The organism is Clostridium nigeriense, assembly GCF_900086595.1.
Classification (GTDB): Bacteria; Bacillota; Clostridia; order Clostridiales; family Clostridiaceae; genus Clostridium; species Clostridium nigeriense.
Genome location: NZ_LT575472.1, coordinates 622628 through 649024, shown reverse-complemented (window position 1 = coordinate 649024; position 26397 = coordinate 622628). Strand labels below are relative to the sequence as shown.

General features: G+C 27.4%; 20 protein-coding genes, 2 pseudogenes, 1 riboswitch and 1 other annotated feature. Of the genes and pseudogenes, 5 read left to right on the top strand and 17 right to left on the bottom strand.

Annotated elements, in window-relative coordinates:
* Nucleotides 1-24 precede the first annotated feature (24 nt).
* A complete protein-coding gene (locus BN6774_RS03475) occupies nucleotides 25-435 on the top strand; it encodes an HNH endonuclease signature motif containing protein (RefSeq protein WP_407922085.1) in 411 nt (136 codons plus the stop codon).
* 196 nt (nucleotides 436-631) lie between these two features.
* Nucleotides 632-845 (top strand) — a binding site (T-box leader).
* A 78-nt stretch (nucleotides 846-923) separates the two neighbouring features.
* On the top strand, nucleotides 924-2861 hold the full coding sequence (gene thrS, locus BN6774_RS03470; protein ID WP_066890076.1) for a threonine--tRNA ligase: 1938 nt from the start codon (nucleotides 924-926) through the stop codon (nucleotides 2859-2861).
* Nucleotides 2862-3074: 213 nt separating this feature from the next.
* On the opposite strand, the gene BN6774_RS03465 is transcribed toward thrS, so the two are convergent.
* The 16 genes from BN6774_RS03465 to BN6774_RS03385 form a co-directional block, all read right to left on the bottom strand.
* Nucleotides 3075-3632, bottom strand: coding sequence for a sugar O-acetyltransferase (locus BN6774_RS03465; RefSeq protein WP_066890074.1), 558 nt, complete (start codon nucleotides 3630-3632; stop codon nucleotides 3075-3077).
* Between the two features lie 130 nt (nucleotides 3633-3762).
* Nucleotides 3763-3945, bottom strand: coding sequence for a hypothetical protein (locus BN6774_RS03460; RefSeq protein ID WP_066890072.1), 183 nt, complete (start codon nucleotides 3943-3945; stop codon nucleotides 3763-3765).
* A 271-nt stretch (nucleotides 3946-4216) separates the two neighbouring features.
* Entirely contained in the window at nucleotides 4217-4996 is a 780-nt protein-coding gene (locus BN6774_RS03455; protein WP_066890070.1) for a ZIP family metal transporter, read from the bottom strand.
* A gap of 23 nt (nucleotides 4997-5019) precedes the next feature.
* Entirely contained in the window at nucleotides 5020-5544 is a 525-nt protein-coding gene (locus BN6774_RS03450) for a lysozyme inhibitor LprI family protein (RefSeq protein WP_066890068.1), read from the bottom strand.
* Nucleotides 5545-5724: 180 nt separating this feature from the next.
* Nucleotides 5725-7002 carry an O-acetylhomoserine aminocarboxypropyltransferase/cysteine synthase family protein gene (locus tag BN6774_RS03445; RefSeq protein WP_066890066.1) on the bottom strand — a complete coding sequence of 426 codons (1278 nt, stop codon included), beginning with the start codon at nucleotides 7000-7002 and terminating at the stop codon, nucleotides 5725-5727.
* A gap of 115 nt (nucleotides 7003-7117) precedes the next feature.
* A riboswitch (SAM riboswitch) is annotated at nucleotides 7118-7236 on the bottom strand.
* A 55-nt stretch (nucleotides 7237-7291) separates the two neighbouring features.
* Nucleotides 7292-7870, bottom strand: coding sequence for a 5-formyltetrahydrofolate cyclo-ligase (locus BN6774_RS03440; RefSeq protein ID WP_066890064.1), 579 nt, complete (start codon nucleotides 7868-7870; stop codon nucleotides 7292-7294).
* A gap of 24 nt (nucleotides 7871-7894) precedes the next feature.
* Nucleotides 7895-8893 carry a homoserine dehydrogenase gene (locus BN6774_RS03435; RefSeq protein WP_066890062.1) on the bottom strand — a complete coding sequence of 333 codons (999 nt, stop codon included), beginning with the start codon at nucleotides 8891-8893 and terminating at the stop codon, nucleotides 7895-7897.
* Between the two features lie 142 nt (nucleotides 8894-9035).
* Complete coding sequence (locus BN6774_RS03430) at nucleotides 9036-9902, bottom strand: N-acetylneuraminate lyase (RefSeq protein WP_066890060.1); 867 nt, start codon at nucleotides 9900-9902, stop codon at nucleotides 9036-9038.
* 190 nt (nucleotides 9903-10092) lie between these two features.
* On the bottom strand, nucleotides 10093-10959 hold the full coding sequence (locus tag BN6774_RS03425; RefSeq protein ID WP_066890058.1) for a carbohydrate ABC transporter permease: 867 nt from the start codon (nucleotides 10957-10959) through the stop codon (nucleotides 10093-10095).
* Between the two features lie 18 nt (nucleotides 10960-10977).
* Nucleotides 10978-11904, bottom strand: coding sequence for a carbohydrate ABC transporter permease (locus BN6774_RS03420; protein WP_066890056.1), 927 nt, complete (start codon nucleotides 11902-11904; stop codon nucleotides 10978-10980).
* A gap of 82 nt (nucleotides 11905-11986) precedes the next feature.
* Nucleotides 11987-13318 carry an ABC transporter substrate-binding protein gene (locus tag BN6774_RS03415; RefSeq protein ID WP_066890052.1) on the bottom strand — a complete coding sequence of 444 codons (1332 nt, stop codon included), beginning with the start codon at nucleotides 13316-13318 and terminating at the stop codon, nucleotides 11987-11989.
* Between the two features lie 182 nt (nucleotides 13319-13500).
* Nucleotides 13501-14310, bottom strand: coding sequence for a substrate-binding domain-containing protein (locus BN6774_RS03410; RefSeq protein ID WP_268873153.1), 810 nt, complete (start codon nucleotides 14308-14310; stop codon nucleotides 13501-13503).
* A 584-nt stretch (nucleotides 14311-14894) separates the two neighbouring features.
* Entirely contained in the window at nucleotides 14895-16226 is a 1332-nt protein-coding gene (locus tag BN6774_RS03400; RefSeq protein WP_066890052.1) for an ABC transporter substrate-binding protein, read from the bottom strand.
* Between the two features lie 182 nt (nucleotides 16227-16408).
* Entirely contained in the window at nucleotides 16409-17413 is a 1005-nt protein-coding gene (locus BN6774_RS03395; protein ID WP_066890050.1) for a LacI family DNA-binding transcriptional regulator, read from the bottom strand.
* 247 nt (nucleotides 17414-17660) lie between these two features.
* Nucleotides 17661-18611 carry a metallophosphoesterase family protein gene (locus BN6774_RS03390; RefSeq protein WP_066890048.1) on the bottom strand — a complete coding sequence of 317 codons (951 nt, stop codon included), beginning with the start codon at nucleotides 18609-18611 and terminating at the stop codon, nucleotides 17661-17663.
* Between the two features lie 188 nt (nucleotides 18612-18799).
* Nucleotides 18800-20494: a PTS transporter subunit EIIC gene (locus BN6774_RS03385; protein WP_066890046.1), complete on the bottom strand. Its 1695-nt coding sequence runs from the start codon at nucleotides 20492-20494 to the stop codon at nucleotides 18800-18802.
* 441 nt (nucleotides 20495-20935) lie between these two features.
* Between BN6774_RS03385 and BN6774_RS03380 the strand changes: the two genes are divergently transcribed.
* Together BN6774_RS03380 and BN6774_RS18260 are read left to right on the top strand one after the other, a co-directional pair.
* Nucleotides 20936-23065, top strand: coding sequence for a GGDEF domain-containing protein (locus BN6774_RS03380; RefSeq protein ID WP_066890042.1), 2130 nt, complete (start codon nucleotides 20936-20938; stop codon nucleotides 23063-23065).
* 253 nt (nucleotides 23066-23318) lie between these two features.
* Nucleotides 23319-23420 (top strand): annotated as a pseudogene (locus BN6774_RS18260) (5-oxoproline transporter, DUF969 family subunit); the annotation flags it as partial.
* A gap of 8 nt (nucleotides 23421-23428) precedes the next feature.
* Here the strand turns inward: BN6774_RS18260 and BN6774_RS18465 are convergent.
* Nucleotides 23429-23596: pseudogene (locus BN6774_RS18465) on the bottom strand (PTS glucose transporter subunit IIB); the annotation flags it as partial.
* A 441-nt stretch (nucleotides 23597-24037) separates the two neighbouring features.
* On the opposite strand from BN6774_RS18465, the gene BN6774_RS03370 reads away from it, so the two are divergent.
* Nucleotides 24038-26167: a GGDEF domain-containing protein gene (locus BN6774_RS03370; protein ID WP_066890042.1), complete on the top strand. Its 2130-nt coding sequence runs from the start codon at nucleotides 24038-24040 to the stop codon at nucleotides 26165-26167.
* The last annotated feature ends 230 nt before the right edge of the window (nucleotides 26168-26397 follow it).

The window sequence follows — 26397 nt, the reverse complement described above, 5'->3', positions numbered from 1 at the left end:
AAGATATATAAAGGAGGCATGACTTTGTACCACTGCGAAATTTGTGGATCAACAGCGGACATACATCATATAGTTCATAAACACGAAGGTGGTTACGATATTAAATTAAATTATAAGTATCTTTGTAACTACCACCATAGAGGAAAGAATGGCCCTCATAGCTGTATAGAAACAGATATTAAATATAAACTTGAAATGCAAAAAAAGCTATTTAAGCTTTTGCCTAAGGACTATTATACAGCTAAGGAACTTTATAACCTTTTAGGAATGACTAATTCTTCACTAAAAAAGCTTATAAAAAAATTAAGGCTTTATAAAGAAGGTTATTCTAAAAAGGAAATAATTAAAAACCTTATGGGTGGTAAACTATACTCCTATAATATACTTCAAGAAATCGAACTAGAACGTCTTTATCATAATATTAATATTAGCTAAAATATTCTTTTATATTCAATTTCTTATAATAATTTCATATTCTTCTATAAATTAATATAGTAATTGAAGTATGATGAACTTAAAATAAAAGTCCACCAGCCTAGCTGGTGGTTTTAAAATTTAATTATAATATTTAAAATATATATTAGGAGTTGACATAGGTATATTACATAACTATAATATAAATTACAAATATTTTAAAACGTTGAAGAGAAGAGTAAACTAATTTTCAATTTCAGAGAGAGATATGTTTGGTGAAATTATCTTATTTGAATCTAGTTGAAGACCACCTCTGAGTGACTTTAATACAGTCCGTTTAATATCACGTTACGATATCTTAAGAGGCCTATATTTTAGGCAACTAAGGGTGGAACCGCGGGAAAATTAGAATTTTTACTCTCGTCCCTTCTATTTTATATAGATGGGACGAGAGTTTTTTATTTTGTAAACCAAAATTAATTAAAAACACTATGAAGGGAGTAATAAGTATGATTAAAATCACTTTAAAAGATGGATCAGTAAAAGAATTTGAAGCTGGTATTTCTGTTTTAGATATTGCTAAATCAATTAGCGAGGGCTTAGCAAGAAATGCTTGTTGTGGAATAGTTAATGGAAAGGTTGTTGACTTACGTTATGTAGTTAATGAAGATAGCGACCTTGCTATATGTACTTTTGACTCAGAGGAAGGTAAGAATGCATTAAGACATAGTATATCTCATGTACTTGCTTATGCAGTAAAAAGATTATATCCAAACGCTAAATTAGCTATAGGACCTGCTATAAACGATGGCTTCTACTATGACTTTGATGTTGAAAACTCATTTAGTGCTGATGATTTAGTAAAAATTGAAGATGAAATGAGAAAAATAATAAAAGAAAATCCTTCTATTGAAAGATTTGAACTACCAAGAGCTGAAGCTCTAAAACTTATGGAAGATGCTAATGAACCATATAAGGTTGAGTTAATAAATGATTTAGGGGAAGATGAAGTTATATCATTCTATAAAATGGGTGATTTTGTAGATTTATGTGCAGGACCTCACTTAATTTCTTTAAAACCAGTTAAGGCTATTAAACTTCTTAGAAGTGCTGGTGCCTACTGGAAAGGCGATGAAAAGAACAAAATGCTTTCAAGAGTATATGGAACTGCATTCCTAAAGAAATCTGATTTAGATGCTCATTTAGAGGCTTTAGAAGAAGCTAAAAAGAGAGACCACAATAAACTAGGAAGAGAACTTAAAATCTTCACTACTGATGAAAAAGTAGGTCAAGGATTACCTCTTATAATGCCTAAGGGTGCGAAAATAATTCAACTTCTTCAAAGATGGGTTGAAGATGAAGAAGAAAAGAGAGGTTATGTATTTACAAAGACTCCTTCAATGTCAAAGAACGATTTATTTAAAGTTTCTGGACACTGGGATCACTATAAAGATGGGATGTTTGTTTTAGGAGATGAAGAAAAAGATCCTGAAATAATGGCTCTAAGACCTATGACTTGCCCATTCCAATATACAATTTATAATGCAGAACAACATTCATATAGAGAATTGCCTATAAGATATGCTGAAACTTCTACTTTATATAGAAATGAATCATCTGGTGAAATGCATGGATTAATTCGTGTTAGACAATTTACATTATCAGATGGTCATATAGTTTGTAGACCTGATCAAATTGAAGAAGAATTTAAAGGATGTGTTGAATTAATCAACCATATAATGAGTACTTTAGGTATAGATGGAGACATTTCATTTAGATTCTCTAAATGGGATCCAAATAATACTGAAAAATATATAAACAATCCAGAAGCTTGGGAAGAAACTCAAGTATTAATGAAGGGTATCTTAGATCACCTTGGAATTGATTATGTTGAAGCTGAAGGTGAAGCTGCATTCTACGGACCAAAGCTAGACATCCAATTCAAAAACGTTCATGGAAAAGAAGATACAATAATAACTATCCAAATTGACTTCGCTCTTGCAGAAAGATTTGATATGACTTATATAGATAAAGACGGAAATAAGAAACGCCCATATATAATTCATAGATCTTCAATTGGATGCTATGAAAGAACTCTAGCTATGCTTATTGAAAAATATGCTGGTGCATTCCCAACTTGGCTAGCTCCAACACAAGCAATAGTTTTACCTATTTCTGATAAATATAATGACTATGCTGAATCAATAGTTAGAGATTTTAAAAATGCAGGAATAAGAATTTCTGGAGACTATAGAGCTGAAAAAATCGGTTATAAAATTAGAGAAGCTAGACTTGAGAGAATACCTTACATTCTAGTTGTTGGTGAAAAAGAAGCTGCTAACAATGAAGCTTCAGTAAGAAGCAGAAAAAATGGAGAAGAAGGTCCAGTTTCAGTTGCTGAATTAAAGAATAGATTAATTCTTGAAATAGCTAACAAAGAAAACTAATTAATGTACAATGTAGAATTTATAATGCAGGTAAAAAATCCGATTCAGAGGATTTTTAGAAAATAAATAGAATTTTCTTGCAGAGGGCACTGAAAAACTTTAAATTTTTCAGTGCCCTCTTAATCTAGAATTTTTCTCTTTTTTATGAAATATTCTTTTTACCCATAGATAATTCTCTTCCCTTATATATAATCTATATTTTATTGATTATGATTACTTGTCCAATTTTTTTATCACTCTACATGGATTTCCTACTGCCAAAACATTCTCTGGAATACTTTTAGTTACAACACTTCCTGACCCAATAACTGAATTTTTTCCTATCTTTACTCCTGGATTAATAGTGGTTCCTCCACCTATCCACACTCCATCTCCTATATCTACTGGATCAGCATATTCTAGCCCTGCCATTCTATCTTTAATAGCTAAAGCATGATTTGCAGTAAATATATTTACATTTGGTCCAATCATAACATTCTTTCCTATTGTTACTCTTCCTGAATCTATTATTGTGCAATTATAATTTGCAAATGACTTTTCTCCCCAGTGAATATTATATCCATAAGCACATTTAAAGGGTTGTTCTATAAAAAACTCCTCAGGTGACTCACCAAATAATCCTCTTAGTAATTCCATTCTTTTTTCCACTTCTTTAGGATGTAACGAGTTATATTCAAATAATATTTCATTAGCATGTTGTCTCTCATTAAATAATTCTTCTCCCAAAGAAACATACCAATCACCTCTTAGCATTTTTTCCTTTTCAGTCATGATTTACACTCCTTATTCTACTCTCATTAATATATAATCTTCTAGTTATAAAATTATCCTCATTTTACCAATAACAAATAAAAAAAGAAAGTTATATATATAACTTTCTTAAGTATTCTAAAATTAAAATCTATTTATTTTCTTCTATTAATTTTTTAAGTTTATTTTGAAGTAACCAAATCTTTTTTTGCTTTCTATTATAAGCAACCATTTTGTCTTTATTATTAGTGCTAGCTTCTAAAAGCTTTGTAGTTTTTTCTTCATATATTTTCATAGCTTCATTAATAATTTGAAGTTCATCTTTATTAAACATAAATACACTCCTTACTCCAATGTAAATTAGCTTATTAAGTTCTAATTATCTTTTTATATTATATTTTATAAAGTTTTACTTTGCAATTATCTCTCTTTATCTTTAAATAATAAATAATCAACTATAGCTTTATCTAAAACTTCAAATAAAGTAATTACTATATAGTTCATTAAAATAGGCTATGAAATTATTTATTAATAAAAAAGAAGGCTAATTATTACCCTTCTTTTTATCATACATATTTCATTTTATAACTTGTTCTATTCTTAAATTATGATAATGCTACATCTAATATCATCATAATCACAAATCCTATTGCAAAGGCTATTGCACTAATATCAGAAAAATTATCTTCTGCTGCCTCTGGTATTAATTCTTCTACTACAACAAAAATCATTGCTCCTGCTGCGAAAGAAAGAAGATATGGCATCATTGGTGTAATAACACTAGAAAATATTATTGTAATTACTGCTGCTATTGGCTCTACTATCCCAGATAAAACTCCATAAATAAAAGACTTATTTTTACTTAGTCCTTCACTCTTAAGAGGCATTGAAATTATTGCACCTTCTGGAAAGTTTTGAATTGCTATTCCTATAGAAAGGGCAAGAGCTGATGCAATAGTTATTGCATTACCTTCATTCATAACTGCTGCAAAAACAATTCCTATAGCCATTCCCTCTGGAATATTATGAATTACTACTGATAATACAAGTTTTGTAGTTTTACTTAATTTATATTTTTTTGTTCCTTCTTCTTTTTTATCGATAATATGCATATGTGGAATTATTTTATCCAAAGAATACAAAAACATAATTCCAACAAGTATTCCAACTGCAGCTGGAATAAATGATAATTTCCCCATATCTTGAGACATATCTATAGAAGGAATAATTAATGACCATACTGATGCAGCTATCATAACTCCTGATGCAAAACCAAGAAGTATTTTATTAATTTTTTTATTCATTTCTTTCTTCATTGCATAAACACAGGCTGCACCTAATGATGTACCTAAAAATGGTATTAGAATTCCTATTAAAATATTCACTATGTTTCCTCCTTTTTTTAATATTATTTCATGTATTGATTTACTAGTTCATAACATCTTTCCTTAGTACTTGATACTAAACTCATTAATCTTAGTACTGGAGCAATAGATCCATCTTCAAAGCCGTCATCAGCCGCTTTACTTTTTTCGTCCCTAGTCTCAATCCACTTAAGTTCTTCTTGAGTTAATTTATTCATTTCTTCTTCCGTTAATTGTTCTTTCAGTTTGGAATATATCTCATTTAACATATAATCCCATTCTTCAAATTCCTCAGAAGCAGCTTCAAGCATTTGTAATGTTATGCCACTATCATACTTATCCTTTAATGATTTATTTAAACTATCTTCTAAGTGATTTAACTTTTCTAAATAAATATCCTTATTTGAAGTTGTTTCTTCAATTTTATTCTCTATCTTATCTGTAGAAGCTACTTCACCTTCTTTTCTGATAGTCTGTCCTCTATTTTCACTTGTATTATTGCTACATCCCCCTAGTAATAATACACATATACCTATAATACAAATTATACTCTTCATAAACTTACTCATACTTTTCTCTCCTATGGATGATTTTATTATACCACAAGCATATTCTAACATATTCTTACTCAATATACCAACGTTGCCAAGAGACAAAATAAATAAGAAATCATTCTATTTTTATAGCTTAAAAAATTAAAAACCATTATCTTACATATATACTATGTTAAATAATGGTTTTTTAACTTCCTATATTGATTCTAACGCTTGTTTAAAATCTTCAATTATATCATTTATATCTTCAATTCCTATAGATACCCTCATTAAATCCGGAGTAACTCCACTTGCAATTTGTTCCTCTTCTGATAATTGACTATGGGTTGTGGTAGCAGGATGTAAAAGACAACTTCTAACATCACCCAAAGTTACAACTAAAGCTACTAAACTCAATGCTTTAGTAAATTTCTTTGCTGTTTCAATATCTCCATCTATTCCAAAGGTTAGTAGTCCACTTCCCCCACCCTTTAGATATTTTTTAGCCTTTTCATATTCCTTACTTGATTCTAAGTAAGGATAATTAACCCACTTAATCTTAGGGTGTTTTTCTAACCACTTTGCAAGCTCTAGAGCATTTTCTGAGTGTCTTTCCATTCTTAAATGAAGAGTTTCAAGCCCTAAATTAGTCAAATATGCATTAAATGGACTTTGGCAAGCCCCCAAATCTCTACCTAAAGTTACTCTTAATTTAGTAATATAAGCTGCATTTCCAAAGGTTTCAACATATTTTATTCCATGATAGCTTGGATCAGGCTCTACAAATTCATTAAATTTACCATTTGCCCAATCAAAGTTACCTCCATCTACTACTATTCCCCCAATGCTTTGAGCATGCCCATCAGCATATTTTGTTGTAGAATGAACAACTATGTTTACCCCATGTTCAAATGGATTGCACAAATAAGGTGTTCCAACAGTATTATCTACTATAAATGGAATTTTCAATTCCTTTGCAACCTGTGAAAATTTATCAAAATCTAAAATATTTAGCCCCGGATTTCCAATAGTTTCTCCATAAATTGCTTTTGTATTTTCCCTTGCACATGCAAGTATTTCTTCCTTACTTGCTTCTGGATCTACAAATGTTACTTCTATACCCATTTTCTTTAAATTAACAGTAAATAAATTAACCGTTCCACCATATAGTGTTGCAGCAGATATAATATGATCCCCAACTTTACATATATTTAATATTGCATATAATACTGCCGCTTGACCAGATGAGGTAGCTACTGCCCCTACGCCACCTTGCAATTTAGCAAACTTATCTTCTAAAGCAGCTACAGTAGGATTCGATATTCTACTGTATAAATGCCCCTCTGCTTCTAAGTTAAAAAGACTTGCTAAATGATCTGGATCATCATACTTATATGTTGCTGTTTGAAATATTGGTAACACCCTAGGTTCCCCAGCCTTCGGTGTATAGCCCCCTTGGATACATATAGTTCCTTTTTCCCAGTTCTTACTCATATATAAGGCCCCCTTTTTTCTTTATTGCTCATTGCTTTTATAATTAAACAAAAAAGGTTACTCCAATAAGAAGCAACCTAAAACACTCTATTTACTAAATAAATTTTTATAAAAAACCTTATTTATCAAGCTAAGCTTGCAGGATTTAGCACCACACTATTTATAAAATAAAAATCAAACATAGTAGGTTGCTAGGTTTCACAGGGCCAGTCCCTCCACCATTCTTAATAAAGTAACTAACTATTTAATTATAATCATATTATACACTAGTTTTTTCTAATTTCAACTATTATTTTTTAATTTTTCTAAATTTTGTATTAGTTATTACATAATCAAACTTAATATCATGACTTTCAGAATCTATAAAATCTACAATTTGAAGCTCATAAGCTAATACTAATTTATTATTTATATTTTCTATAGGTTCTAAATATCTGTCATAATATCCTCCTCCATATCCAATCCTATTACCACTTAAATCGAATACTGCTCCAGGAACTATAATTAAATCCAATTTTTCTTTACTAATATAACTACTATCATTAATTGGTTCTAGTATTCCCATAGAATTTTTCTCTAAATCTTTAAAACCATTTATTTTTATGGCTTTCATAGATTTATTATCTCTATATATTTTAGGTATATACACATCCTTGCCATCCTCTAAGGCTTTATTAATTATACTCATTGTATCTATTTCACTTCCAAAGTTTATGTAAATAAATATGCTCTTAGCTTTTAAATAAAGTTCAGATTTTATTAACCTATTATAAATTTCATTATCCATAAAGCTTTTAGTATCTTTATCTAAGGAATTTCTAATATCTAAAATTCTATTTCTTAAAAGCCTCTTTTCTTCTTTATTCATATACCCTCCTTAAACTCTTAATACTTATTTTAAATTAATTATATCTCGTAAAATTGCTGCAGCGGCATTTATTGTCCCAGATGCTCCTCCAATTATACTTATATCCCCCAAAGTATCCGTCCTATATAAAACACCTTTATTTTTATTATCTACAAAATATAAAGGATGACTTATATCCACCACTTCTGGTCTTACATAAGCCTTTATTAAATTATCTTCTCTATAAACCTTACCCATTAACTTAATTTTATTTCCCTTAGATTTTTCTTTTAATATATAACTTTTTTCTAATTTATTTATCCCTTTAATTTCTATATCTTTTATAGATATATTAGAATTCATTAATACATTAGCCAAAATTAATATCTTAGAAGCAGTATCATATCCTTCAACATCTAACTTATAATTTGCTTCTGCAATGCCTAATCTTATTGCTTCATTTAGTCCTTCTTTATAATCTATTTCTCTCTCATACATTTCATTTAAAATGAAATTACTAGTTCCATTTAATACTCCTTCAATAGAAAGTATTTCAGCTCCTGCTATATCAAAACTTCCTACATTTACAGATGGCAATGCTCCTCCAATGGTGCAACCTATCCCTAATCTAACATTATTTTTATCAGCTATTTTCTTTAAAATATTATATTCTAACAATATAGGCCCCTTATTGCCAGTAACTACGTTTATTCCATTTTCTAATGCTAGTTTAATATGATTTAATCCAGGTTCACCAGTTTCAATATTAGTACTTGTAAGCTCAATTAAAGTATCTATATCTTTATTTTTAATTATAGTATTTATATTTATATTATCTTTAAAACCACAATCTTCTAACCTATAATTTTTGTTTATTATATCTTTAAGATTAATTCCCCTACTATTATAAATTCCGCCATTGCTTTTTATAATATATTTTACATTTATGTTTAATCCAATTTTTTTTAGATACTCTTCCTTCTTTATTAATAAATCTATAAAGGCTTTACCTACTCCTCCAAAGCCTATTATTCCTATATCCATTTTTAAGCCCCCTTTAATATAATTTATTATAGCTTTTATTTATATAAGTTAAAATATTAAAAAAAGAAAAAGATGCCTTATTTTATTAAGTCATCTTTTTATACATATTCTAATAGTAATAATGCCTATTTATATATCACTACTAAAAATATTTACTTGCAATTTCTTTACTTCTTTCTATTTGCTTTTCTGTATGATGTTTAAATGGTGCTCTACAATATCCAGCATCCACACCTTTTTCTTGTAATATTAATTTTAGAGTATTATATAATCCATTATCTATTACATCGCTTATAAAATCATTAGTTAAACTTTGAACTTCATTTGCTTCTTTAAGTCTTCCTTCCTTAACTAGATCAAATATTTGCCTTGCTCTTACCCCATTTAAATTGTAAGTTGACCCTATTGCTCCATCAACCCCTAGAGCAACTGCTGGTAATAGCATTTCATCAAAACCTGAATATATGAGCTTATCTGGGAAAGCCTTTCTTACTCTTTCTAGCAAGTAAAAATCTCCTGCTGTAAACTTAATTCCAATTATTTTTTCATTCTCAAACAACTCTCTAAATTGATCTACAGATAAGTTCACTCCTGTTAAAAAAGGTATTGAATAAATAATCATTTTATTATCTACAGAATTAACTATAGTATTGTAATAATTCTTTATTTCTTCAAAGTCAAATTTATAATAAAATGGTGTAACTGCAGATATTGCATTATATCCTAAATCCGTTGCATACTTTGCAAGATCTAATGCTTCCTTTAAGTTTATAGATCCCACTTGTGCAATTAATTTCACGCTATCCTTTGCTTCATCCCTTGCAATTCTAAAAACCTCTTTCTTTTCTTCAGTAGAAAGCATGAAGTTTTCTCCTGTGCTTCCTCCAACATATAATCCATCTACTTTACATACATCAATATTATATCTTACTATTTCTCTTAGTCCTTTTTCATTTATACTTCCATCCTTATCAAAAGAAACTAATAATGCTGAAAATAATCCTTTCATTTAACTCACTCCAATACATTAAATTATTAATACCTATTTATACTTTAAAATTCTTATCAACTATATATCTAACTTTTGTAGTTCTGTATTTAACTCTATCTTTTGCTCAATACTTATTAAATTCATAATGCCCGCGAGAACTTTTTTGTATAGAATGAAACTTAAAAACCATCACTATTAGTACAATTCTTTAACCTTTTACAGCCCCAATTGTAATTCCTTGAGTAAAGGACTTTTGGAATATTAAAAATATTATAATCATAGGAATTGATGCTAAAGCTGCTCCAGTCATCATTAATCCATAATCTGTTGTAAATTCTAATTGCATAGTTGCTATACCTAAAGGTAAAGTTTGCATAGTTTTACTTCTAATTAGTATTAATTGCATGAAATAGTCATTCCATGAACTAATAAATGTGAATATTGCTAGCGCTGCTACTCCTGGCTTAACTATAGGTAATACTATATTTCTAAATATTCTAAGCTCCGAACATCCATCAATTTTCGCAGCTTCTATTAACTCAGATGGTATAGTTTCACTAAATTGTTTCATTAAAAATATACCAAAAGGCCATCCTACTGCTGGTAAAATTAATGATTTATAAGTATCTATCCAATGTAACTTTGTTAATATTGTAAATAAAGGCACCATTATAACTTGCTTTGGTAATGCCATAGCTCCTATTAGTAACCAGAATATTAGCTTTCTGCCTGGGAATCTCTTTTTAGCTAAAACATATCCTGCAAGAGCTGATGTTAAGCAAACTAAAAATGTTGTTGAAATTGCTATAAAAAAGCTATTAAAAGTCCATCTTACAAGTGGTTGCTTTGATAGATTTATCCAATTTGCCATAGTTGGCTTTGCTGGCCACCATTGTGGTGGTATAGATAAAGCTGCTGCTTGATCCTTAAACGCACCTGTTATAATCCAATAAAAAGGAAATATAAAAATAACTGTAAATATACATAGTATTATTAATGAAACAATATGTTTTGGTGTCCACTGACTTCTCCAGTCATATAGCTCTTCTTTTTCCTTTTTCTTTTTATTAAACATACCTAACCCTTCTCCCCTCTAATATTCTACATCTGTTCCCAAATATTTGTATTGAACAACTGATATAGCCATAACTATTATAGCTAGTACCACACCCATTGATGATGCTAATCCATATTGTCCTAAAGTAAATGATCTTTCATATACTTGATACATTATGGTTGTAGTTGCATAATTTGGTCCTCCAGCTGTTAATAACTGAATTAATGAGAAGCATTGGAATGAATTTATTGTTGTTATAATAACAATGTAAAGTGTAGTAGGTTTTAATAATGGCCATGTTATATTTAAAAATACTTGTCTACTATTTGCCCCATCTATTTCTGCTGCTTCTAAATAATCCTTAGGTATATTTCCTAAAGAAGCCATATATAAAACTATAGGTTGCCCTACTGATAAAGTAACCAATACAATTAGTATTGCCCATTTTGCAATACTTGGATTTCCAAGCCAAACTTGAGGTTCAACTCCAAATAAACTTAAAACATAATTTAAAATTCCATAATTCGGGTGGAATATCCATCCCCATACAACTGTAATACTAACTACAGATGCTATTGCTGGTAAATAAAATATTGATCTAAAGAATGATCTTACCTTAGATGATCTTTTATATATAGTTAAAGAAACAAACATAGAGAATACAACAACTATTGGTACATTTCCAACAACTAAAAATAATGTATTCCATAGAGATTTAATAAATACTGGATCCTTTGCGATTTGTATATAATTTTGTAAACCTATAAACTCTGATGTTCTAGGTCCATAATTAAAGAAACTTATTACTAATCCACCTATCATAGGTAATATTACAAAACCTAAAAAGAAAATTGCTGCTGGTAGTAGGAATAAATATGCTGCTAACCATTCTTTTTTAGCCATTTTTGAATGTTTATTTACTTTGATTTTAGTATGCTTTTTATCTAATACTTCTGTAACCATGCTGTATAAGCCTACCTCCTTTATAATTAAATAATATCGATGGAGGGATTTCCTCCATCAATATTATTTCTAAATTTATATATTATTTTTTAAGGGTCGCATTTGCCTTTTCATTATAAGCTTTTAATGCTTCTGCAGGAGATTTTTGTCCTAAAGTGATTTCTTGTAAAGCTGGGAACCAATGAGTTCTCATTTCAGCAAATCCATTTACAGTGTTGTAATATTTAGCTGTATATTGTCCCATTCTTTCAGCAAATTTCATTTCTTCATCATCATAAATGTTTTTAACTGAATCTCTAACTGAGAATGTTCCAGTTGCTTTTAAGTTCTTTAATTGCCAATCTGGATCATTAGCTAAGAAATCTATAAACTTCTTTGATGCTGCAATCTTATCTTCATCTTTATTATCAAATACACATAATCCACCAATTAAAGATTCTAATTTAAGTTTTCCTTCTGGTGATGGAATTGGAACTAATGCATCTTCAAAAGCAACTGATTTCTTTGATAAATTGCTCTTTAATAAGCCTGTTGAATAAAGTATTGTAACAGCTGCTTTTTGTTGTAAGTATAAATCAATTGCATCACTTGATGCTAAAGCTTCTGTTCCTTGTCCAATAAGTCCTTCATCAATTGCCTTCTTAACCCATTCCATAGCCTTTATAGCTTCTGGAGAATCAAATGTATAAGCAGTTTGATCTTCATTCATAACGCTTCCACCAAATATATTTGCAACAAAGGCTCTTGTTCCTTGATCTCCTGCAGTACTCTTACTATAGAATGTTAGAGGAATTACATCTGGTTTTGCTGCCTTTATAGCTCTTAAAGCTTTTTCAAACTCTTCTATTGTCCATGTTCTATCTTCTTTCCCTAATGGCAATACGTCTAAAAGTCCTGCTTCTTTAAACATATCCTTATTAACTGACATCATAAAGTTTGTAGTATTAAATGGATACATATAATACTTATCTTCTAATTTACATCCTTGTAATATAGATTCGGATACATCTCCTTTTAAATCTGCAATCATATCATCTACTGTAGCTAGAACACCTTGTCTTGCGTAATCTATTATTCTTCCTGGAGCATCATATAGAACATCTGGTGCTGAATTAGAAGCTATAGCTGCATTTATTTTTTCTCCACCACCTGTAAATGAAAGCATTTCTACATTAACTTTAATATTAGGATTTTTAGCTGTAAATGCGGCAGCTAGTTCTTCTTCGTATTTACCAACTACTCCGTCCTTAGTTTCAAAGTTAGGGAATGCCCACCAAGTTATTTCAACTGGTTTATCACTAGCTCCCTTATCGCCTCCAGCATTTTCATTTCCTTTACTTCCACATCCTATAAACATAGATGTAGTAATAGTTGTAGCTAAAAATAATGTTGATAATACCTTAAATTTTTTCATTCATAAATCCCCCTAATATAATTTTATTTTTAAAGAAAATATTTTTATTTTCTTATAAACACTTTAATATTTTTAAAGACAATATTTTTATAGTTTCACGAGAACAAATAGCAATAAAAAAATATTATTTTAAATTTCATAAATAGTTCTCGTGAACATTTTTCTAAATAAAATACACATTTTTAATAAGGCAAATTTTCTTTAAATATAATTGTATTTTCATATTCATTATTAATTTTTTTAGGTTTGACATCTTTATATAAATACTCAAACATATACTTCGCTACTAGGTACCCTAATTCCGAATGCTTTTGTGAAACTGTTGCTATAACCTTTTCATCTCGAATTAATTGCTTTGTATTATTTGAAAAACCATTATCAACTATTCTCAAATTATTATTTCCTCTATTAATTGCCCTTTCTACCATATCAACTAAAAACCTGCTACTATATAAAGACACAATATCACTAGTTAGATACTTTTCTAAAACCCTATCTATATTATTTTTTAAATCACTTTGAAAAACTGGACCTACAATTTCACACTTTTTACTTTCTACTACTTTGCTATAAAAGCCCTCAAAAACTAATTTTGATGATATTCTATCATCTTCAGTATCAATAAGAAGTATTTTATCTCCCTTATTTAAAGCATTTAAAAGAATGTTTGCAGTAATTCTTCCAGCCTTAAAATAATTTGAATATACACTGTATGTATTTCTATCTAAAGGCATGTCCAAAGCCATGAAAACAGTTTTTTCATTTTCTTTTTTTATTTTTATAATTTCTTCTTTGATTAAAGGTATGATTATTACTCCATCAACTTGCTCTTTTTTTAAAATATTTTTTAAAGCAATAACTTGCTCTTCAGGTTTATCAATATCAGTTTCAATAATATTTAATTTATATTTATAAAATTTAAACTCATTTTGTGCCTTTTCAAATCCTGCTTTTATACTATTTCCATAAAACTCTTTCTTTGTTTTTACAATAAATGCATATATACTTTTACTTTTCTTTAAAGCTAATGATGTACTAATAGGATTTTTTGTGTATCCTAACTCTTCACATAAGTTTAATATTTTTTCTTTTGTATCAGGATTAATACTCCCTGTTCCATTTAAAGCTNCTAAAGAATGATCTTACCTTAGATGATCTTTTATATATAGTTAAAGAAACAAACATAGAGAATACAACAACTATTGGTACATTTCCAACAACTAAAAATAATGTATTCCATAGAGATTTAATAAATACTGGATCCTTTGCGATTTGTATATAATTTTGTAAACCTATAAACTCTGATGTTCTAGGTCCATAATTAAAGAAACTTATTACTAATCCACCTATCATAGGTAATATTACAAAACCTAAAAAGAAAATTGCTGCTGGTAGTAGGAATAAATATGCTGCTAACCATTCTTTTTTAGCCATTTTTGAATGTTTATTTACTTTGATTTTAGTATGCTTTTTATCTAATACTTCTGTAACCATGCTGTATAAGCCTACCTCCTTTATAATTAAATAATATCGATGGAGGGATTTCCTCCATCAATATTATTTCTAAATTTATATATTATTTTTTAAGGGTCGCATTTGCCTTTTCATTATAAGCTTTTAATGCTTCTGCAGGAGATTTTTGTCCTAAAGTGATTTCTTGTAAAGCTGGGAACCAATGAGTTCTCATTTCAGCAAATCCATTTACAGTGTTGTAATATTTAGCTGTATATTGTCCCATTCTTTCAGCAAATTTCATTTCTTCATCATCATAAATGTTTTTAACTGAATCTCTAACTGAGAATGTTCCAGTTGCTTTTAAGTTCTTTAATTGCCAATCTGGATCATTAGCTAAGAAATCTATAAACTTCTTTGATGCTGCAATCTTATCTTCATCTTTATTATCAAATACACATAATCCACCAATTAAAGATTCTAATTTAAGTTTTCCTTCTGGTGATGGAATTGGAACTAATGCATCTTCAAAAGCAACTGATTTCTTTGATAAATTGCTCTTTAATAAGCCTGTTGAATAAAGTATTGTAACAGCTGCTTTTTGTTGTAAGTATAAATCAATTGCATCACTTGATGCTAAAGCTTCTGTTCCTTGTCCAATAAGTCCTTCATCAATTGCCTTCTTAACCCATTCCATAGCCTTTATAGCTTCTGGAGAATCAAATGTATAAGCAGTTTGATCTTCATTCATAACGCTTCCACCAAATATATTTGCAACAAAGGCTCTTGTTCCTTGATCTCCTGCAGTACTCTTACTATAGAATGTTAGAGGAATTACATCTGGTTTTGCTGCCTTTATAGCTCTTAAAGCTTTTTCAAACTCTTCTATTGTCCATGTTCTATCTTCTTTCCCTAATGGCAATACGTCTAAAAGTCCTGCTTCTTTAAACATATCCTTATTAACTGACATCATAAAGTTTGTAGTATTAAATGGATACATATAATACTTATCTTCTAATTTACATCCTTGTAATATAGATTCGGATACATCTCCTTTTAAATCTGCAATCATATCATCTACTGTAGCTAGAACACCTTGTCTTGCGTAATCTATTATTCTTCCTGGAGCATCATATAGAACATCTGGTGCTGAATTAGAAGCTATAGCTGCATTTATTTTTTCTCCACCACCTGTAAATGAAAGCATTTCTACATTAACTTTAATATTAGGATTTTTAGCTGTAAATGCGGCAGCTAGTTCTTCTTCGTATTTACCAACTACTCCGTCCTTAGTTTCAAAGTTAGGGAATGCCCACCAAGTTATTTCAACTGGTTTATCACTAGCTCCCTTATCGCCTCCAGCATTTTCATTTCCTTTACTTCCACATCCTATAAACATAGATGTAGTAATAGTTGTAGCTAAAAATAATGTTGATAATACCTTAAATTTTTTCATTCATAAATCCCCCTAATATAATTTTATTTTTAAAGAAAATATTTTTATTTTCTTATAAACACTTTAATATTTTTAAAGACAATATTTTTATAGTTTCACGAGAACAAATAGCAATAAAAAAATATTATTTTAAATTTCATAAATAGTTCTCGTGAACATTTTTCTAAATAAAATACACATTTTTAATAAGGCAAATTTTCTTTAAATATAATTGTATTTTCATATTCATTATTAATTTTTTTAGGTTTGACATCTTTATATAAATACTCAAACATATACTTCGCTACTAGGTACCCTAATTCCGAATGCTTTTGTGAAACTGTTGCTATAACCTTTTCATCTCGAATTAATTGCTTTGTATTATTTGAAAAACCATTATCAACTATTCTCAAATTATTATTTCCTCTATTAATTGCCCTTTCTACCATATCAACTAAAAACCTGCTACTATATAAAGACACAATATCACTAGTTAGATACTTTTCTAAAACCCTATCTATATTATTTTTTAAATCACTTTGAAAAACTGGACCTACAATTTCACACTTTTTACTTTCTACTACTTTGCTATAAAAGCCCTCAAAAACTAATTTTGATGATATTCTATCATCTTCAGTATCAATAAGAAGTATTTTATCTCCCTTATTTAAAGCATTTAAAAGAATGTTTGCAGTAATTCTTCCAGCCTTAAAATAATTTGAATATACACTGTATGTATTTCTATCTAAAGGCATGTCCAAAGCCATGAAAACAGTTTTTTCATTTTCTTTTTTTATTTTTATAATTTCTTCTTTGATTAAAGGTATGATTATTACTCCATCAACTTGCTCTTTTTTTAAAATATTTTTTAAAGCAATAACTTGCTCTTCAGGTTTATCAATATCAGTTTCAATAATATTTAATTTATATTTATAAAATTTAAACTCATTTTGTGCCTTTTCAAATCCTGCTTTTATACTATTTCCATAAAACTCTTTCTTTGTTTTTACAATAAATGCATATATACTTTTACTTTTCTTTAAAGCTAATGATGTACTAATAGGATTTTTTGTGTATCCTAACTCTTCACATAAGTTTAATATTTTTTCTTTTGTATCAGGATTAATACTCCCTGTTCCATTTAAAGCTCTAGCTACAGTAGTTCGAGAAATATTTAATCTCTTAGCTATATCCGATTGTTTAATCATTAAACTTACCTCTTAAATTTTATTACTTTTATACCTTTTTTTGTCTTAACGTCATAATAATACCATCCCTTAAAATCGTTTTCAAGTATATTTTATAAAATTTTCAGAATTTTTTGATTGTTAAAATTTTATCTTTATTTTCCTAATGTTTTTAAATTATAATTTCATAAGAAATAAAAAAATCGTCCATATTTAAATGAACGATTTTTACTAATACCCTGCCTATACCCTATTTTTTAAATCATATTTATTTTGAAACCTCAATGCTATATGTCCATTCTTTTTCTTTTATATCTCTAGCCTTAATGGTAACAGTATTACCATTTGCTTCAACATAAATCCCATTAATATAATCATCCTCTCTTCTAACCCCTTTTTCTTTATCTGGATCAATTACTAAAGTATAATGAATTGCTCCTGTATTAACTATTGTAAAGGGCTCATTTAAAGATATACTATTATCAGATATATCTCTGTGAGTATGAGATGAAAATAATATTACCTCTGGATAATCTGATAATATTTCTCTTAATTCTTTTGCTTGTTCAATTCCAACCCAATTACTATTTGGATATTCTAAATGTTGATGTAAAAATACAAAAATAGGTTTCCCCTTTTCATATTTTTCAGATATTTTTTCTTTAAACCATTCTAGTTGTTCTTCAGATAAAAATGCTGTTACTGAATTCATAGTTTCAGAATTACCATCCTCAGAACCTAATGAAATAAAATGATAACCTTTTATCCATTTATCATGGTACACTTTTTCCTCACCAGAAAACTCTAAATAATTATTAATAAAACTTTGTACTTGCTCCTTGGAATTTACCTCTATATTGTAATCAAAGAATTCATGATTACCTATATTTTTTATAATTGTTTTAGGCAATAAATTCTTATTTTTATCTAAGGTTTCCTTAACAGAATCATATTGTTCATCTATTCCTTGATCTACAACATCACCATTTAAAATTAGTGCATCCATATTAGGATTTATTTTATAAAAATCATCTATTGATTCTTGAAAATGATCTATATTCTCATGAACATCTCCGAAAACAGCAAAAGCAAGATCTGAACTTATTGCAGGTTCTACTACTTTTTCATTAGAAGAATTTTTAGATTTATTTAGATTTATTACTGATATTACTATTAGAACAAAAATTACAATTAAACTAAAAATTTTTATTTTTTTCATAGTGCACTCCTTTCTAATTATTAATTTATTTTAATGCTTTATGTAACTTACAGTTATTTATATTATCTATATATTACCAACTTATCACTTGTTATCCAATAATTTTATAAGAAAATATTAATTTAATAAAAATTTACTATAAAAAAATAAAAAGCTCAGGAAATTTAATTCCTGAACTTTTATTTAAATTAATCTATATCTAATATATTCTTAATTTCATTTTTGTAAGCATCTGCTTTTGCACCAAATATAGCTTGTATTCCGTTACCTACTTCAACTACTCCTGCTGCTCCTAATGCTTTTAATTCATCTTTGTTAACATTTGCTTTATCTTTAACTTCTACTCTTAATCTTGTAATGCAAGCATCAACACTAACTATATTTTCTTCTCCACCTAAAGCAGCTAATACAGCTGGTGCTTTTTCTTGAATTTCATTTCCTTTTGTAGCTTTGTTTGCCGATTTTTCATTTATATCTGCTTGTGGAATACCAGCTTTTGCTTGATAATCTGATTTTGAATAAAGCTTAACTTCTTCTTCGCTTTCATCTCTACCTGGAGTCTTTAAATTAAATTTCTTAATTAAGAATAAGAATAAGAAGTAATAAACTACTGCATAAACTATACCAACTAATATTAATCTTAACCAGTGAGTTGGAACGCCTGCTCCTGCTGGTAATAAACCGAATAATGTAAAGTCTATTAACCCACCTGAGAATGTCATACCTATAAATACATTAAGTACATCCATTAGCATAAATGATAAACCTGCTAATATACAGTGAACTCCATATAATACTGGTGCAACGAATAAGAATGTAAATTCTATTGGTTCAGTTATACCTGTAAGTAAAGCTGTAACTGCAGCTGATGCTAATAATGAACCAACAACCTTTTTCTTACTTGGAGCTGCTGTCTTATACATTGCTAAGGCCGCTGCTGGAAGACCAAACATCATGAATGGGAATTTACCAGCCATAAATCTTGTTGTTCCTGAAACTATTGTAGCCATATCTGCTGATGAAGCTCCAACTAAACTACTCATGCTTGATAATTGAGCAAAGTAAGCTGTATTAGCTCCTGCAACTGTTTGCCAAGCACCATCAACTAATATACGACCTTCAACAAATGATCCATACCAGAATGGAGTATAGAATACATGATGTAATCCAAATGGTATCAATGCTCTTTCAATAACTCCATAGAAGAATGTTCCTATAGCACCTGCATTTCTAACTAGTTCAGAAAGTACACCTATACCATTTTGAACTACCGGCCAGATAAATGCTAATATAGCACCAACTATTGCCATAGCTAATGAAGTAACTATTGGTACAAATCTTGATCCTGAGAAGAATCCAATAACTTGTGGTAATTGAATAGTATGATATTTATTGTGTAATACTGCTGTAACTATACCTGTAATTATTCCACCGAAAACTGACATATTTAAAGTAAATATACCTAAGTTTGTTGTAACATAAGTCCCGTAATCTCCAATAGCATCTGGAGTAACCACTCCTAATTGAGTTAATCCTAATGCAAGCATTGAAGAAATAACTTGGTTCATAACTATAAATCCAAATATTGAAGCTAATCCTGCAGTTCCCTTATCTTTTTTAGCAAGTCCAACTGCAACACCTACTGCGAATAATAATGGTAAGTTTCCAAATATTATATCTCCTATATTTTTCATTATTGTTAGTATTGCTGTAACAACTGGAATGTTAACGAAAGCTATTAATGGTTGATATACTGCTGGTGGATCAGATAATCCTGAAATTCCTAATAATGCGCCACCAACTCCTAATAAAATACCTGCAATTGGTAAAGCTGCTATTGGAAGCATTATTGCTTTACCGATTCTTTGTAATTGTTGTAGCATTTATAATTCCTCCTTAAAAATAAATTTATATAAATAAAAATAAATTACTACAGTAGTTTTGCTACTTCTGATTTATTGTTTGCATATTTTCTTAAAGTTATTACATTACACTTTAAAAAATAAAAAAAGGACTAAAACTTATAGGTATAGTTATACCTATAACATTTTTAGTCCTTGCCTGCTTTACCAGTAACACACTACTTATTTAATTATGCTTTTATAATATCACAAGTTTTTTTTAATGTAAATGTTTTTTTATACCAATTAACATAATCTTATTTTCAGTATAAAAATTAACTATTTATAGTTTTGATTTTATGTTGAAAAAATATTTTCCTAAAATTATTTATGTTTATTGAAATCCTCAGAAAAAATTGTATAATTTTAGTTAAAATTATAATGTTATTTAATATATATATTGTTTTATAATAGGAGAATTTTATGAATTATTATTTTTATGCCAATATAAAAAAATTAAATATATTTTTTATATTATTAATTTTAATTACATCTTTAAGCTTACCTGTAAAACAAATACAAGCTAAAGAAAATGAAGTTATTAAGGTGGGTTACCCAATAGTAAATGGTTTCACTGAATTAAATAATGGATCTTATAGAGGATATGCTTTTGAATATCTATTTGAAATATCTAAATATACTGGTTGGAAATATGAACTTATAGAAATGCCCCTTAGCACTGCATTAGATAAGTTACAAAGTGGAGAAATTGATATTGTTGCTGGTATGATTAAAAATGATAAAACAGAAGAGTTATTTGATTTTCCAAACTTAAATTCCGGATATACTCATTCAACATTAGCTACACTAAATACTAATAATACTCTTAGCTATTATGATATTTCTACGTTAAATGGAATAAAGATTGGATATTTTGATAGAACTCAATCAAATTTAAGTAAATTAGAAGAGTTCTTTACAAGTAATAATATAAAGAACATAACTTATAAGTCTTATCCTTCAAATGATTCAGAAGCTTTAATAAATGCCTTAAAGTTAAAAGAAGTAGATGCCATTATAACTGGTGATTTACTATTAAATAATGATTTGAAAATTTTGAAAAAGTTTGACTCATTACCTTACTATTTTGCTACTACAAAAGGAAAAACTCATATAAAAAATGGCTTGAATGATGCTATTAATAAGATAAATGAATCTGATTCTGACTTTGCTTTAAATATATATAGTAAATATTTTCAAACTAAAGTAGATACATCTATTATTCTCACTAAAGATGAACAAAAATATCTATCTAATTTAGGAACATTAAAAGCAATTTACGTAGATAACTTTTATCCTATTCAATACTATGATAAAACAAAAGGAGAAGCTGATGGTGTTATAGTAGATATAGGTAAATTAGTGTTTGAGAAATTAGGAATAGATTTTGAATTAATAAGAGCTAATAATTTTGAAGAAGCATGTAAGTTAATAAATGAAAATCCTAATTATTTAGCAATTGGACTTCCTGTTGACTACAACACTTCTACTCTAAATAATATATTATTTAGTAAATCGTATTTAGACTTGTCAATTGTAAAAGTCTATTCTAAATCTTATTCAAAGGATAAAGATAAAATTTTAGCTTTACCTTATGGATATGGTTATAACGAATTAAATAATGGTTTTAAAATTAAATATTATGATACTATAGAAGATTGCTTAATTGCAGTAGAAAAGAATGAAGCTTATTTTACTTATAGTAATTACTACACTATTTCTAAATATATGTCTACTAATTTTCTATCTAATACTTCTATTGTTGCTGATGAACATTCGAACTTTGCATCCTTTGCATTTTCTTTTAATGTTGATAGAAATTTATTTAACATAATAAACAAAGCTATTATGTCAATTCCTAATGATGAAATTAGAAATATAATTTATACTAATTCTAGTAATTCAAAACTTTCAATTACATTAAAAGTATTTTTTCTAAGTAATCTAACTCTTTGCTTAACCATAATATCAATAATATTAATTATTATAGTATTATTAATTTCAATTATTGTTAGGCTTAAATTTAAAACTTTAAAAACGAAAAAAAATATTTTACTTTCAAAATCTCAAATAGATCAATTAAGTGGTCTTTATAATCGTAATACTTGTGAAGAATTAATTAAAAATTATTTAAGTAAAATAGATAACTCAGTATATTTTTCTTTTATTATTATTGATATAGATTACTTTAAACAAATAAATGATAAATTTGGTCATCAAGCTGGAGACAATTTATTACGAGAGTTTAGTTCTTTACTTAAAGAAGTATTTTCTTCTGAAGACATTATTTCTCGTTGGGGTGGAGATGAATTCATTATTTTTATTAAAGATATAAATAAAAATAATATTAATACCATTAATAAAAGACTAGAGAAATTATCAAAATTAATGAATAAAGAAATAGAATATAATGGTATAACTCAAAAAATATCTCTTAGTATTGGAGCCATTATTTCAAAGGATATTAATGATTTTAATAAGTTATATAAAGAAGCTGATGAAGCATTATATGATGTAAAACGCAGTGGAAGAAATGGATATAAAATAAAATAGATTTTTCTAAATTTTATAATTTTACTTATTAATTAACAAAAATATATTCTATAAAATAATATTTTTATAGAATATATTTTTATTTTTTCTGCATAAATATACTAATGTTTTTTCATTTTTTGCCTATTTTTATATTTTTCTCCCTTCTATTTGCATAAACTTTCAAAAATTACTATGGATTTTTAATAAAATTACATATATAATAAAATTAAAAATATTTTTAAACTACAAATTTCGAAAGGATTCGATAATCATGGCATTAATAGGAATACTAATAATTATAGTAGGATTTGCACTAAAGTTTAATACAATTGCCGTAGTAATTGTTTCAGGTATTGTAACTGGTTTAATTGCAGATATNACAACTGGAATGTTAACGAAAGCTATTAATGGTTGATATACTGCTGGTGGATCAGATAATCCTGAAATTCCTAATAATGCGCCACCAACTCCTAATAAAATACCTGCAATTGGTAAAGCTGCTATTGGAAGCATTATTGCTTTACCGATTCTTTGTAATTGTTGTAGCATTTATAATTCCTCCTTAAAAATAAATTTATATAAATAAAAATAAATTACTACAGTAGTTTTGCTACTTCTGATTTATTGTTTGCATATTTTCTTAAAGTTATTACATTACACTTTAAAAAATAAAAAAAGGACTAAAACTTATAGGTATAGTTATACCTATAACATTTTTAGTCCTTGCCTGCTTTACCAGTAACACACTACTTATTTAATTATGCTTTTATAATATCACAAGTTTTTTTTAATGTAAATGTTTTTTTATACCAATTAACATAATCTTATTTTCAGTATAAAAATTAACTATTTATAGTTTTGATTTTATGTTGAAAAAATATTTTCCTAAAATTATTTATGTTTATTGAAATCCTCAGAAAAAATTGTATAATTTTAGTTAAAATTATAATGTTATTTAATATATATATTGTTTTATAATAGGAGAATTTTATGAATTATTATTTTTATGCCAATATAAAAAAATTAAATATATTTTTTATATTATTAATTTTAATTACATCTTTAAGCTTACCTGTAAAACAAATACAAGCTAAAGAAAATGAAGTTATTAAGGTGGGTTACCCAATAGTAAATGGTTTCACTGAATTAAATAATGGATCTTATAGAGGATATGCTTTTGAATATCTATTTGAAATATCTAAATATACTGGTTGGAAATATGAACTTATAGAAATGCCCCTTAGCACTGCATTAGATAAGTTACAAAGTGGAGAAATTGATATTGTTGCTGGTATGATTAAAAATGATAAAACAGAAGAGTTATTTGATTTTCCAAACTTAAATTCCGGATATACTCATTCAACATTAGCTACACTAAATACTAATAATACTCTTAGCTATTATGATATTTCTACGTTAAATGGAATAAAGATTGGATATTTTGATAGAACTCAATCAAATTTAAGTAAATTAGAAGAGTTCTTTACAAGTAATAATATAAAGAACATAACTTATAAGTCTTATCCTTCAAATGATTCAGAAGCTTTAATAAATGCCTTAAAGTTAAAAGAAGTAGATGCCATTATAACTGGTGATTTACTATTAAATAATGATTTGAAAATTTTGAAAAAGTTTGACTCATTACCTTACTATTTTGCTACTACAAAAGGAAAAACTCATATAAAAAATGGCTTGAATGATGCTATTAATAAGATAAATGAATCTGATTCTGACTTTGCTTTAAATATATATAGTAAATATTTTCAAACTAAAGTAGATACATCTATTATTCTCACTAAAGATGAACAAAAATATCTATCTAATTTAGGAACATTAAAAGCAATTTACGTAGATAACTTTTATCCTATTCAATACTATGATAAAACAAAAGGAGAAGCTGATGGTGTTATAGTAGATATAGGTAAATTAGTGTTTGAGAAATTAGGAATAGATTTTGAATTAATAAGAGCTAATAATTTTGAAGAAGCATGTAAGTTAATAAATGAAAATCCTAATTATTTAGCAATTGGACTTCCTGTTGACTACAACACTTCTACTCTAAATAATATATTATTTAGTAAATCGTATTTAGACTTGTCAATTGTAAAAGTCTATTCTAAATCTTATTCAAAGGATAAAGATAAAATTTTAGCTTTACCTTATGGATATGGTTATAACGAATTAAATAATGGTTTTAAAATTAAATATTATGATACTATAGAAGATTGCTTAATTGCAGTAGAAAAGAATGAAGCTTATTTTACTTATAGTAATTACTACACTATTTCTAAATATATGTCTACTAATTTTCTATCTAATACTTCTATTGTTGCTGATGAACATTCGAACTTTGCATCCTTTGCATTTTCTTTTAATGTTGATAGAAATTTATTTAACATAATAAACAAAGCTATTATGTCAATTCCTAATGATGAAATTAGAAATATAATTTATACTAATTCTAGTAATTCAAAACTTTCAATTACATTAAAAGTATTTTTTCTAAGTAATCTAACTCTTTGCTTAACCATAATATCAATAATATTAATTATTATAGTATTATTAATTTCAATTATTGTTAGGCTTAAATTTAAAACTTTAAAAACGAAAAAAAATATTTTACTTTCAAAATCTCAAATAGATCAATTAAGTGGTCTTTATAATCGTAATACTTGTGAAGAATTAATTAAAAATTATTTAAGTAAAATAGATAACTCAGTATATTTTTCTTTTATTATTATTGATATAGATTACTTTAAACAAATAAATGATAAATTTGGTCATCAAGCTGGAGACAATTTATTACGAGAGTTTAGTTCTTTACTTAAAGAAGTATTTTCTTCTGAAGACATTATTTCTCGTTGGGGTGGAGATGAATTCATTATTTTTATTAAAGATATAAATAAAAATAATATTAATACCATTAATAAAAGACTAGAGAAATTATCAAAATTAATGAATAAAGAAATAGAATATAATGGTATAACTCAAAAAATATCTCTTAGTATTGGAGCCATTATTTCAAAGGATATTAATGATTTTAATAAGTTATATAAAGAAGCTGATGAAGCATTATATGATGTAAAACGCAGTGGAAGAAATGGATATAAAATAAAATAGATTTTTCTAAATTTTATAATTTTACTTATTAATTAACAAAAATATATTCTATAAAATAATATTTTTATAGAATATATTTTTATTTTTTCTGCATAAATATACTAATGTTTTTTCATTTTTTGCCTATTTTTATATTTTTCTCCCTTCTATTTGCATAAACTTTCAAAAATTACTATGGATTTTTAATAAAATTACATATATAATAAAATTAAAAATATTTTTAAACTACA